The following is a 12240-nucleotide window of genomic DNA, read 5'->3' as shown; positions in this document are numbered from 1 at the left end:
CTAGGCAATCCCAAGGTATTTGCGACGTAATTGTTCATCTTCTTTTAAGAGTGACATCCTTCCATCCAATACGGTTCGACCATCATCCACAATGTAAAAATGGTCTCCTACGTTACTCGCCATCATATAATTTTGTTCAACGAGAATAATCGTCGTTTTTTCTTTTATTTGCATTATTGATTCCATCACTTTTTCAACAACTATCGGGGCTAAGCCTTTGCTTGGTTCATCGATAAGCAGTAGCTCATTTTCATTGACATAAGCCCTAGCGATGGACAGCATTTGCTTCTGCCCACCACTTAACAAGCCACCTGGTTTTTTCCAAAACCTTTTTAAATCAGGAAAAAGCTCCAATATTGAGAACAGCCGCTCTTTTGTTTGCTCATTTTCTTGTCTCATCGCAACCTTCATGTTTTCCTCAACTGTTAGTTCTGCAAAAATCCCTTGATCTTCCGGGACATAACCAATACCATGCTGTGCAATCATATAAGTGGGGAATGTTTGGATTGGTTTATTTTTATAAAGGATTGACCCGCTAGTAGCTTTATTCAAGCCCATGATTGTTCTTAATGTTGTTGTTTTTCCTGCACCATTTCTACCGAGTAAGACCGTTACTTCTCCTTTTTTCACTTCCAATGAAACACCTTGCAAAATGTGGAATTGATCGATATACGTTTCGACGTTTTCAAGTTTTAAGAGGACGCTCATCATATACCCCTCCTAAATAGGCTGATTGAACTGTTTCGTTTTCAATTATTTCCTGAGGTGTTCCATCGGCTAATAAACGACCATTAAATAGCACCATGATTGAGTCTGATAATTCTAAAATCATATCCATCTTGTGTTCAATTAACACAATTGTCCGATTGCCCTGATCCTTGATTTTTTTTATTACTTCAAGAATCGCAGGCACTTCCTCCAATGACATACCTGCTGTCGGTTCATCTAGCAATAGCACCTCTGTATTAAGTGCAAGCAGCATCGCTATTTCTAGCTTTCGTTTTTCCCCATGAGCGAGATTGGCAGCGAGCGAGTCTTTTTTATCAGCAAGGAGGACTAGTTCAAGCCATTCGAGCGCTAGAGCTTCAAATTGGGCGTATTTTTTATAAGATGAAAGCATGTTGTAGCGCACTTTTCCTTGAGATTGGACTGCCAATCGTACATTCTCAAGCACGGTTAAGTTCGGAAAAACATTCGTGATTTGAAAAGATCGTCCGATACCAAGACGTGTTCTGGCGGTAGGTGATAGTCGTGTGATATCCTTGCCCCGATAAATAACCCGCCCACTAGTTGGTTGGAGTTGACCACTTAATAAGTTGAACAGGGTTGTCTTGCCAGCACCATTGGGACCGATAATCGATTTGAATTGGTTTTGGGTAATTTTCATGTTTACGGCGTCAACTGCCGTATGGCCACCAAATGTAATCGTAAGACCATTTGTTTCAATAATCGTTGTCAGATTAGACCACCACCTTCTTGAAATATAGACAATGAACCCCGGTAACTATGTTACCGAAGTTCATTTGGCAGGATTTGAGCTACGTTATTTATTTCGGATTGGTGGCTCTGTTTCTTTTGGTGTTAATTCACGGATTAACACTGGTACGGGATAATCTACGCCTTCTTTTTTCTCTAATTTAATTGCGTAAAGCGCTTGTAGTGCTTGGTGATCTTCAGGACGGAAGGTCATCTCACCTTTTGGTGTATCAAACTTCATTCCTTCCATTGTCTCAATTAATTTTTCGGAATCTGTATCGCCTTCTGTTTTCTTCAATGCTTCAACAATGGCGATAGCGGCACTCATACCTCCTGGTGTAAATAAGTCAGGTACCTCACCCTTAAAGCGTTTTTTATGCTCATCTACAAGCCATTTATTGATGTCATTTTTCGGTAGGTCATGATAATAAACAGTGAATCCTTCCATGCCAATTAACGGTTCCATTGTTGCTAATGCAGCAATATCAGGGGCACCTGTTGAGATCTTGATTCCTTTTTCCTGAACCTTCATGTCAGCGATTTGATTCCACGGTGAGTTTGCTCCAGCCCATACAACAAATAAGTAATCTGGCTTCGCATCAATCACCTTTTGAATATTAGAAGTGAAATCGGTTGCAGCAGGATCTGCATACTCTTCATGCACAATTTCAGCACCTAGTTTTAATGCAGCTTCTTTAAATGCAGTAACACCATCGCGTCCAAATGAATAATCCGGAGCAAGCGTAGCAATTTTTACACCTTTTTTAGCAATTGCTGCTGCACCGGCAACTGCATCCTGTGATGAGTTACGAGCTGTTCGGAAGATAAATGGATTATACTCTGTACCAGTTATACTGTCAGCTGCAGCTGGCTCAACAATCATAATTTTTTCATATTCTTCCGCAAGCGGTAGAACTGCAAGCGTATCACCTGAGCTTGAAGATCCGACTAGAAAATCAACCTCATCCTCTTCTAAAAGCTTGGTCGCCTTTTGAACAGCTACTTCAGGTTTTGTTTCAGTATCTTCTGTAATAAATTCGATTTTCCTTCCAGCAACCTCCATTTTCCCATCAGTTGCATAGTCAAGACCTAACTCAAAGCCTCTAAGCGTCTGCTTTCCGTATGATTCTAAGCCTCCCGTTAACGAGGCAAGTACACCGATTTTAATTGGTGCTTTTTCTTTACCCGAATCGTTAGAATCACTTCCGGTTTTATTGGAGCTACAAGCACTGGTAAAAATCATTACAACGGCAAGTACACTGACTAATAGTAGATTTCGGGAACTTGCTTTCAATTGTCTCTTCCCCCCTGGATTATTTAGTTCGTCTATTCGTTAATCATTGCTGTAAAGCTATCATAAAGGTGGCGAGTTACAATTCAGTTACATGAATGAATATTTTTTATAAATGAAACCAAACTAATCGAGTGTTGAAATATCTTTATTGGAGGGAGTAAACATGCAAAATCAACAACCAGGGCAAACACATATAAATATGCACTCGGGGACTGTACCACCCCAATTAAATCACGGTGGCCATGAGGTAATGGATGTTCATGAGGTTTTATCTGGAACAATCGGCGCACTTAATCAATATTCCTTATTGCGCAAATATGTGAAAGATCCCGAGCTATTAGATATAATCGATCGCCAATATCAATTCACCCAAAACGAATACAATATTACGTTGGATTGCTTTAAATCAGGGCAAAACCCTGCTCAGGAAACACAGAGTTATCAAATGAGGCAAAATAACGACTTTATTTATGGATTAACGCCAACACAACCTAAAAAACCAATTCAATCTGAGATGGAAATGTCAGAAGAAATTGTCGCAGGTTGCCTGCTTGCAACCTGTAAAAACAACGCCACCGCTAAAACGATGGCAGCTTGCGAAACGACCAACCCGGTGGTACGCCGCGTCCTTGCTGATTCCATTCCGAATTGCGTCGAAATGGCATATGAATTATCAATTTATCAAAATAAGCACCATAGCTACCAAGTTCCACAGTTCTCTCAGCAAGATATGATGCAAATTATTAATTCCTTTGCCCCTGCTCAAGGTACATCACAAATTCAGCAAAACACAAGCACAGGCTTCGGAAATATCAATTACCAGAACAACATCAACAACAATAATATGCATTAAAAGGAATGGAGGCTGTTTTTTAAAACAGCCTCCTAATCAATTTCAGCCTCAAGTATCATCTCGTACATATGAACAGTTGGTTCCATTGGCGAAACACCTAATTCTTGTTCCAGAATATCCTTGCATTTTCTAAACCATTTGATTGCTTGCGGACGATTATTTTTCCGGAAATAACTATACATTAACAATCGGTAGGCTTCCTCCCAAGTACAATCATGGCTAATGATTTTTAGGCACCACTCAATCGCCGAGTCATAATCCTCATTTCGAACACAAGCTTGGGCTAACTTTTCCGCTCCCCGCAAAAAATAATTAAGTAAACGTTCACGTTCTTGGACACACCAATCCTCATACAGCCGATCCGGTAAAAAATCACCACCATAATAATCAAGCCCTCTTATTAAATAATTCAAGGCTTTATTCATGTCTTTTTCCTCTAAACCGAGCATCATATAGTGTTCAAAAAAGGTTGTATCAATTTCTAATCCAGCATTCGGATTTAGACCGTAACATACTCCCTCTCGTAAAATAAAAAAGGAATTGGCGCGAGCCTTTCGGTTCGGTTCCAGCACATGATTCAAAGCATTCAAGGCTACTTTAAAATCCCGAGCAGCATTAGCTTCTGTTTGCTCAGGCCACAAGATTTGATAAATCTCCTCTTTTGGAATCAGTTTGTGCTTATTGGTAATAAATAGCTGAAATAACTCCTTTGCCTTCCCCCTTTGCCAACTTCGACTTTCGACTTCTTTTTCACCAAGCCAAACACGAAATTGACCAAGGGCCTTGACCCGGAGCGAGTAGCCTGGATGAGAATTGATACGTATCAGATTCATTTCTTTAAGCAGCTTTGGAACGTAAGGAGAGGGGATTTGCTGTTTCTGTGCTTCAATTAATAATGGTGCAAAAACCTGCAAATCATTTGGTCCAAATAAGGTTCGTTTTGATAAAAAAAACTCATAGCGTCCATATTCCATTTTCTGAAGAAATAATAAAAAATGGGTGCTGAAGCTTGAATGATTGCCGAGCTGATAATAACTATACGCCAGCCAAAAATGACTTAACATCTGCCCAAAATCATCATTACATTCCAAGAACATATCATCACCGCGCTGAAAGTGTGCTAACGCTTCTTCAGTCCTTCCACTATAAAAGGTAGCGATTCCGATAGATAACGTAATAAATCCTGAAAGCCAATGGTCCTTCACTCTTTCTGTTTCTTGTAAAGCAAGCTTTCCGACTTCTAGTGCTTTGTGATACTCGCCCTTTGTACCATATAAATAACAAAGTCCCATTAAACTTTCAGCTTTTCCTTTTTCAACGTGAAGACTTTCCATGATCTCTAAAGCGGTTTCATAGCACTCAATTGCTAAAGTAGAATCATAGCGATTAAGTAGTTGAACAGCATGTCCCATTCGGATCCAGCCGCAAGCTTCAACAAATGGTGCCTTCATTTTTAATCCATGATGAATTCCTTCTTGGGCTAATTCCTTCGCCTTCTCACCTTCACCAGTGAAAGCGGCAATGATTGAAAGTAGCAATTCGGTTTCGCGATGTGATTGTGGTAAGCTTGATTTACTTGCCTGTTCTGCCTCCCTCGTCAAATGAAGAATCTGTTTTGCCCTGGTGAATTTTCCAGTCCGCAAATATAACCTGGCCTCAAGAGAGCTACTATCAAGTGGAACATTAAACAACTTCGCACGATTAAGCCATTTTTCCGCTTTCTGTCCATGCCCTAGATTAATTAAATTTTCAGCTAACAATTGATATAGACTAGCAATTTGTGCTTTTGAATGCAGTTCATCCTGCTCCAACAGTTCAATTGCCTCATACAACAGGCGTTCAGCCAGATTTGGTTGAATGGTATCTAAATAAATTCTCGCCTTCCCTTCCAACGCTTTACTTTTGCCAATCACATCATGCTTGAGCTCTGCAATCTCAATTGCGCGTTGATAACATACTTCTGCCTCTTTATAGCTAGAACGATAGCGGTGAATTTCCCCTTGTAAAAACCAAAGGGTACAACTCCCTTGCTTATTGGCTTCGGGAATCTTTGTTAGACGTTCGAGCAAGCCTTCCAGTTTACCGTTTACCAGCAATCTTAAACCATGTGTTTCAAGCAATGATGCAATTGCTTTCGTTTGGTTTATTTTTTCATAATGAATTAAAGCTTCCTCAAGCATTTGATTGTTTTGAAAAAATAGGGCAGCCCGTTCATGTAATCCAATAACTGCATGAGCTGAATTACTGCGAAGCTGTTTCTCAAGAAATTCCCGAAACAAAGCATGATAGCGATAGTCCTTATCAGTCATTTTCTGGATAAATAAATTTTTTGCTGTCAGCCTCTCAAGCAACTGCTTGGAATGCTCAATACCCAAAATCGCATTGCAAATCCCTTCATTCATTTCCACCAGAATAGAGGTTTGCTCCAAAAAGCTCTGAATTTCAGGCTCCTGTTTTGCAAATACTTCCATAGCTAAGTAATGGAACAGCTCCTTTAAGGACCTTGAATGCTCATATATTCCACTCCGCAAATGCTGATAATTTTCAGTTTGGCCAGCAATCATTCCTAAGGCAATAACCCATCCCTCTGTCAATTGATAGATTTGATCCAATTCAGCTTGCGGCAATGTCATTTCATAAATTTCATTTAGAAGGAGTTCAACTTCCTCCTTCGATAGCATTAAATCATCCTTTGTCACTTCCAATACTAGCCGATTGGCTTTCATCCTCGTAATCGGTTTCCAAGCTGGTCGACTGCGCGAGATAACAATTAAGTGTAAATTGGACGGAATATGCTCTAATAGAAGTTCCATCCATCGATTCACATTATATGAATGTTCAATTTGCTGAAAATCATCTAATATCAAAAGCAGCTCCTGCTTAATTGCGAGAATCTCATTAATAAAAATGCTGCAAAGCAAATGCAGCTCCTGTTCCCGAATATATCGGTCCATTTCTTTAATATACGCTTCCATTTCTCTTCCAAATTGCGGGATACTTGTTCGAATCGAGGCCACTAGGTAGGTTAAAAAGGGTAGTATGTCATCATCCATTGCTGAAATGGAATACCAACAACAGCTACATTTTTCATCGATTACATATAAGGCCATCGCTGTACTTTTTCCATAGCCTGCCCCAGCATGAACGATCGTTAAAGGATGACTGTTGATTGTTTTTAATTTTTTTGTTAATTTGGCACGTCGAAGGTCAGTATGTTTAGTAGTGGGTATCATCAGCTTTGTTTGAATTAGTGGAATTGAGTTCAATCCTAATCCCTCTTTCGATTTTTCAGAATCTTCCACCACTTTATCATAGCTTTTGTAAAAATGTGGTCGAAAAAAGAGTCAGGATTATGTCGTATTACGAAATAATCCTGACTCTTTGCAGTTAAAATGATACTGTCATTTCATTTAGCGGCCAATAGCATAGGTCTACTTTTCCGACAACTTGTTCGATTGAGATGAAACCGAAGTGACGGCTGTCCCAGCTTCCTAATCTGTTATCACCTAATACAAATAATTGCCCAGCAGGCACTTTTTTCTCGCCCGTAATTTCGAGCAAGGAGAAATCGCCTGTAAGTCTACCACCAGCCGCCTGTTCCCGATATATATCTAAAAAAGGCTCATCGATTTTTTCTCCATTAATAAAGAGTTCGTCATCCTTGTATTCAATTTGATCTCCAGGCAGCCCAACGATTCGTTTTACATAATCCTCAGTTTCATTCGCGTGAAAAACAATGACATCGAAACGATTAAAGTCTCCGATTTGATAGCCGATTTTATTAACAACTAGCTTATTCCCATCTTCGAGTGTTGGCTTCATTGACTCGCCTTCCACTACATAATTAGAGAAGAAAAAAGTTCTAATGAAGGCAAAAATCATAATTCCGATTACTAATGCTTTAAGCCATTCTATGCTTTCTTGCTTTAATTCTTCCTTCACGACGTCTCCTCCTCTATCATTCCTACAAGATTTTGTTCAATATTATCCACGGCTATGCTCTCTATTTGCACTTCTATTCAAGCGTACTTCTATTCTTTTTCCAACAAACCATAATAAAAAGATGACCACAGTTACAACAATCGTACGCACCGGCTGAGTGATGAGGGCCTTAAGGTCATAACCGACAAAGCTAATGGTAAAAATCATGACCATTTTCCCGGCAATTACTGCCAGCATATATTGAGCTATGCTAACATTGGAAAGTCCTGCCACAATGTTTACTACAGCTGAAGGAGTGAAAGGAAAGCACAATAATAGAAAAATCGGGCCAAATCCATGTTCCTCCACCCATTTCATTAACTTTTCAACTGCCGGATGTCGGTGTAAAAAACGCAAAAATCTCTGTTGACCAAATTTTCTAAAAAATAGAAACACCAGCACAGCGCCTGCACATGCACCTATCCATGAAAATAAAAATCCTAACCATAAGCCAAATGCATTGGCATTCGCCATCACAAACAATACTAATGGTAAGAATGGTAGGAACGCTTCCAGCATCGGAAGTAATATCCCTGGTAGCGGGCCAAGTAATCGATATTCATTTATCAATGTCATAATATTCTCAATCGTAAACCATTCTTTCAATGTATCAAAATCCATTAAGTGCCTCTCCTCAATTACTACAACTCAAATAGTTGGTTGGCAATGTTCCTAATTGCATTCCCCCAATATTTTTATTCTACACTTTTTTCCTATTAAAAAAAAATCTGGATAACTGCATTTTATTTCTTTAGAAAATTATAAATTGCCTGATTATTTTTCTCGAAATCCAGCCTTAGCACAGCGCCTACTCCACTAATCCGCTGATCCTCATAACCACCATCAATCGGTATTCGCAATGTTTCAATTTCGCCTTTTTTCCTCATATAGTCTGAACCAATTGAAATCATATTTCCCGTCGATAAATTGGTATTAATAAACGGTCTTACTACCCCAACTAGCTTCGGAAGCTTTGGGATTGTCTCAATACTTGCAAATTGGCTTGCCAAGGCATTTACTACCTTTTGCTGTCGCTCAACCCGTCCAAAATCTCCAACGGCATCGTGACGAAATCTCACATAATTCAGCAAATGCTTACCATCGAGCATCTGCTCACCGGGTTCGAGAGTAACATCAAGGTATTCTTCCATTCTTTTTTCTACGTCTATCTTGACTCCATCAGGAAACGCCTCATCAATCACATGTATAAAGCCTTGGAAATCAACAATCGAATAATACTGTAATTCCAAATCAAAGTTTTCCTTTAGTGTTTTCCTTAATAGCTCCGGACCACCATACGCATATGCCGTATTGATTTTATTTTTCCCATGACCAGGAATGTCCACATACGTATCTCGCATAATTGATATCAGTTTAAATGTTTTTTTATCTGGGTGATAATTGACAACCATAATCGTATCAGCTCTTGAAGTCTCCTTTTCACGAGCATCGCTGCCGATTAATAAAATGTTCGTTCCACCAAACTGATCTCGCTTTCCATTAAATTGATAATTTATTTGCTCCTTCTCCACCTTCCCCTTAGATACCAATAGTCCCTGTTTATATTGATAGTAGGAATAAATCATGATTCCTAAAATTAAGGCAAATAATAGATTAAAAGTGATTTTCCACTTTTTCTTCAACCTTAATTTTTTCTTTTTGTTTTTCTCTAATCTCATTTTCCTAGCCCTTTCATTTTTATATGATAATGTTTTCTTTTATCCTACATCAGTTTCCTGTTTTTGGGGAATTTTTTTTAACTGAAATATTAATAATGAGATTATCTTGATTTGGAGTATGATTTTTAGTAAAATAAACAACGAACAAATGTTCTATTTTTCTCGAAAGAAGGATGGGATATGACAAGAATTCCAGAGGAAGAACGTGACTTGATGGAAAAAGCCATTTATTTACCAATGGTTATTACAGTGTTGAACCGTGATTTGAACGTCATTGATAAAAGTCCGTTTAAGCTCAAAAAGCCCTACTCTGTATTAGTGGAGGAAACCCTAAAGGTAATTCAAAGGGAATTAGCTGAGGTCAAGCGTACGATGAAGCAGAATCAATTAAAGGTTGAGGAAATCCACCGGGACGAAGCGTTCACGATGTTTATGTTCCTCTATAAAGGCTATGAGGAGCACCATAATTATTTTAATCCAAGAATTCGTAACAAAGTCCAGGAGTTACTGGAGTACTATTTATATCGGCGCCATATTCCCGGGACAGCAGAAAGAGGATGACCTAATCATGTCATCCTCTTTCTGCTGTATTTGTAAACCCTTACATTTTCAAAAAACTTACCATTTATCATATCTTTGCATTAATTTTGAACGCAAATGGGAAGTCCGTTCTAATTGGGTATTAAAAGAACTATAGGACATTGGGATGATATGGGTTGATTGGTTTCGAAATATCACTCGTGTGCTCTTGGAATCTTCTCGATGATAATCTAATACATGTTCATGGGATAACCAAGTACAATCATGGTTGTAGGGCGAAGATGTTGGCATGAAGAGAATGTGGAAGGTTGGATCAATCGCAATTGGTACCTTTCTTTGATAACCCGTTAGTTGTTGTGTGCCGGTCACTCTGCCTTGAAAACTCGATCCGAAATATTTGCAGCTTTTATCTACGATTACCGTTGGTGGCAATGGAACAAGAAATTGATCCTGAAGCTCAAAAACCTCCGAATACACTTTCTCACCGTACAGCACTGGCCTTATCAGCGTCGTAAAACGATTAATTTCATATTCTTCTACAAATAATAATGTCTTTTCTTGATTCAATGATTTTCATCTCCTTTTCAAATTCTAAAAATATAATAGCATCTTCAATTTTCGAATATAGGAAATTTGATGAAAAATTGCTAATTTATTCATAAATTCCAGAAATTATATTTTTAATTTTCGAAATTTTTTATTGATTGTTTTATATAAACTCCATATAATAGTAAAAAGGTTGCAGGGGTGATAACGATGAAAGAGAGATCTTATTCAGAGTTAATGAAATCCGGTGCCATGAATAGAAAAAAATCAAGTGAATCCTTTGTTTTGGAGTTGTACATTGAGATGCTACTGTCTGAGGTGCTTTTAACTTCGAGAAGGGAAAAATTATTAACTCTCATCGATCAGGCCATTGATGATCGCAACCAAGAAGAATTCATTCATTTATCCACACAATATCGAGAACTAAATAAGCGATTTGGATCTTAAGTCCAAAAGCTAACGAATTTCTTACCATTAAAAACCCCTGTAGAAACAGGGGTTTTGTTTTTTATTACTTTTGTTTTAGCTGTTGAATTTCGTACTCCTCAAGCCTTGAAATCCGTTCAAGCATCGTCGGATGTCCGTAACGGAAAATTTTAACCAATAATGGTGGGTTGACCTGACTGAGCCCTGCTCTTGTCAGCTCCTGAAATGAATCAATCGCAGCTTCAGGATTTTCTGTCATTTCAATTGCATATCGATCAGCCCTAGTTTCTTGGTAACGTGATACAAAATTACTTAAGGGACTAGAGACGAACATCAGCATTGACAGAACCATTAATAAAAATGGTAACGAACGAATATCTGCAGCCGATTCAAATTTTAACACCTTACCGTACCTCGGAACTGCCCAATTCATAATCCGATATACTAAATACAATCCAACAAGACTGAGCAGCAAGTAACCAGCTATGCCGATGTAAATATGCTTTTCTACATAGTGCGCCATTTCGTGTGCCATAATAAATAAAATTTGCTCATCATCAAGCCGATTTAAGGTCGTATCCCACAACACAATCCGTGAATTTGCACCGATTCCGGTAACATAAGCGTTTAATGCATTGGTTTTTTCCGCCATGTTCACTTCGAATACATGCTCCGCTGGAATCTCAGCTTTTTCAGCTAAAGCGAGAATCTTTGCTTCGAGCTCCTTATCCTTTAACTGATAAAAATCATTATATAGTGGATCGATAACGACTGGCTGCAAAAACATTAAAAAAAGAGTAAATGGAACAGATAAGAGCCAAGCATATAACCACCATCGCTTCACACTCTTTTTCATCAGCCAATATAAAACAGCCACAGTAATAAACATGGTTAAATAATTAATCCAGAAGTCAATCAGATTATCCTTCATCCATCCCGCAAACGTTTGCGTTGAAATATTATACGTTTTTGCAAGGGAATAGCTAATATAACCAACTGGGAACGTCGCGATATAAGAAAACAGGGATAGCCAAAATAAATAAATAGCCGTTTGTGCCGCTTTGTACTTGGATGAGTTATCTGCCCAGCCTTTAAATGCCTTCGATAATCCCACCAATAAAATTAAAAAGTAAATGAGCCACTCAAGTGGTGTTGACAGGAAAAAAAGTAAATTTCTCGTTCGCGAATATTCTTCGGTAAGCATCAGTTCCCTGCCATTTAAAAATGTAGCAGGATCAGCTTTTGTGCCACCATATTCAAACGGTAAGCCTGTATCCGCAATATAAAAAAGGTAAAAATAGATCAATAACCCATAAACGGCATATAGTAATACGGCAAAAATGCCAAGCTTTCGTGCCATTTGCTGTCCTCCTTTTTGTACAACTTCTCATTATTATGTTTAGTAAAATTCCAACGAAATAGAACATCGTTATCATAATCAAAAA

The 12240-nt window shown here is 38.5% G+C and carries 12 protein-coding genes; 3 read left to right on the top strand and 9 right to left on the bottom strand.

The window, feature by feature from the left end; genetic code table 11:
• The 3 genes from FXW34_RS06495 to FXW34_RS06485 all read right to left on the bottom strand — a co-directional run bounded on the left by FXW34_RS06495 (window position 1) and on the right by FXW34_RS06485 (window position 2719).
• Window positions 1–708, bottom strand: coding sequence for an ABC transporter ATP-binding protein (locus FXW34_RS06495; RefSeq protein ID WP_147533158.1), 708 nt, complete (start codon window positions 706–708; stop codon window positions 1–3).
• Window positions 686–1459 carry an ABC transporter ATP-binding protein gene (locus FXW34_RS06490; RefSeq protein WP_147533157.1) on the bottom strand — a complete coding sequence of 258 codons (774 nt, stop codon included), beginning with the start codon at window positions 1457–1459 and terminating at the stop codon, window positions 686–688. Before FXW34_RS06490 ends, FXW34_RS06495 begins: the two co-directional genes overlap by 23 nt.
• Before the next feature lie 84 nt (window positions 1460–1543).
• Window positions 1544–2719 (bottom strand): substrate-binding domain-containing protein, encoded by a 1176-nt coding sequence (locus FXW34_RS06485; protein ID WP_147533358.1) that lies wholly within the window; start codon window positions 2717–2719, stop codon window positions 1544–1546.
• Between the two features lie 214 nt (window positions 2720–2933).
• Here FXW34_RS06485 and FXW34_RS06480 point away from each other — a divergent pair, with 214 nt between their 5' ends.
• Window positions 2934–3623: a spore coat protein gene (locus FXW34_RS06480; protein ID WP_147533156.1), complete on the top strand. Its 690-nt coding sequence runs from the start codon at window positions 2934–2936 to the stop codon at window positions 3621–3623.
• A 32-nt stretch (window positions 3624–3655) separates the two neighbouring features.
• On the opposite strand, the gene FXW34_RS06475 is transcribed toward FXW34_RS06480, so the two are convergent.
• From FXW34_RS06475 to FXW34_RS06460, 4 genes are all read right to left on the bottom strand, one after another.
• Window positions 3656–6889: a winged helix-turn-helix domain-containing protein gene (locus tag FXW34_RS06475; protein WP_147533155.1), complete on the bottom strand. Its 3234-nt coding sequence runs from the start codon at window positions 6887–6889 to the stop codon at window positions 3656–3658.
• Window positions 6890–7010: 121 nt separating this feature from the next.
• On the bottom strand, window positions 7011–7565 hold the full coding sequence (lepB, locus tag FXW34_RS06470) for a signal peptidase I (RefSeq protein WP_147533154.1): 555 nt from the start codon (window positions 7563–7565) through the stop codon (window positions 7011–7013).
• Window positions 7566–7607: 42 nt separating this feature from the next.
• Window positions 7608–8225, bottom strand: a complete 618-nt coding sequence (locus FXW34_RS06465) for a TVP38/TMEM64 family protein (RefSeq protein WP_147533153.1) — start codon at window positions 8223–8225, stop codon at window positions 7608–7610.
• Between the two features lie 122 nt (window positions 8226–8347).
• Entirely contained in the window at window positions 8348–9283 is a 936-nt protein-coding gene (locus FXW34_RS06460) for an LCP family protein (RefSeq protein ID WP_147533152.1), read from the bottom strand.
• A gap of 180 nt (window positions 9284–9463) precedes the next feature.
• Here FXW34_RS06460 and FXW34_RS06455 point away from each other — a divergent pair, with 180 nt between their 5' ends.
• Window positions 9464–9844: a YhjD family protein gene (locus FXW34_RS06455; RefSeq protein ID WP_147533151.1), complete on the top strand. Its 381-nt coding sequence runs from the start codon at window positions 9464–9466 to the stop codon at window positions 9842–9844.
• Between the two features lie 57 nt (window positions 9845–9901).
• On the opposite strand, the gene FXW34_RS06450 is transcribed toward FXW34_RS06455, so the two are convergent.
• Window positions 9902–10390 carry a competence protein ComK gene (locus FXW34_RS06450; RefSeq protein WP_147533150.1) on the bottom strand — a complete coding sequence of 163 codons (489 nt, stop codon included), beginning with the start codon at window positions 10388–10390 and terminating at the stop codon, window positions 9902–9904.
• A 189-nt stretch (window positions 10391–10579) separates the two neighbouring features.
• Here FXW34_RS06450 and FXW34_RS06445 point away from each other — a divergent pair, with 189 nt between their 5' ends.
• Window positions 10580–10816, top strand: coding sequence for an IDEAL domain-containing protein (locus tag FXW34_RS06445; RefSeq protein WP_147533149.1), 237 nt, complete (start codon window positions 10580–10582; stop codon window positions 10814–10816).
• Between the two features lie 64 nt (window positions 10817–10880).
• Here the strand turns inward: FXW34_RS06445 and FXW34_RS06440 are convergent, their stop codons facing one another.
• Entirely contained in the window at window positions 10881–12155 is a 1275-nt protein-coding gene (locus FXW34_RS06440) for a M48 family metallopeptidase (RefSeq protein WP_147533148.1), read from the bottom strand.
• Window positions 12156–12240: the final 85 nt, after the last annotated feature.

Source organism: Bacillus marasmi (assembly GCF_902168435.1).
GTDB lineage: Bacteria > Bacillota > Bacilli > Bacillales > Cytobacillaceae > Bacillus_BU > Bacillus_BU marasmi.
Note: the sequence above shows the minus strand (reverse complement) of the source record. Positions and strands in the feature narration are given on the sequence as shown.

Bases quoted from the DNA above. Each gene is read 5' to 3' on its own strand.
- FXW34_RS06495 (WP_147533158.1), bottom strand. From the start codon at position 708: ATGAGCGTCCTCTTAAAACTTGAAAACGTCGAAACGTATATCGATCAA.
- FXW34_RS06485 (WP_147533358.1), bottom strand. From the start codon at position 2,719: ATGATTTTTACCAGTGCTTGTAGCTCCAATAAAACCGGAAGTGATTCT.
- FXW34_RS06480 (WP_147533156.1), top strand. From the start codon at position 2,934: ATGCAAAATCAACAACCAGGGCAAACACATATAAATATGCACTCGGGG.
- FXW34_RS06465 (WP_147533153.1), bottom strand. From the start codon at position 8,225: ATGGATTTTGATACATTGAAAGAATGGTTTACGATTGAGAATATTATG.
- FXW34_RS06460 (WP_147533152.1), bottom strand. From the start codon at position 9,283: ATGAGATTAGAGAAAAACAAAAAGAAAAAATTAAGGTTGAAGAAAAAG.
- FXW34_RS06455 (WP_147533151.1), top strand. From the start codon at position 9,464: ATGACAAGAATTCCAGAGGAAGAACGTGACTTGATGGAAAAAGCCATT.
- FXW34_RS06445 (WP_147533149.1), top strand. From the start codon at position 10,580: ATGAAAGAGAGATCTTATTCAGAGTTAATGAAATCCGGTGCCATGAAT.
- FXW34_RS06440 (WP_147533148.1), bottom strand. From the start codon at position 12,155: ATGGCACGAAAGCTTGGCATTTTTGCCGTATTACTATATGCCGTTTAT.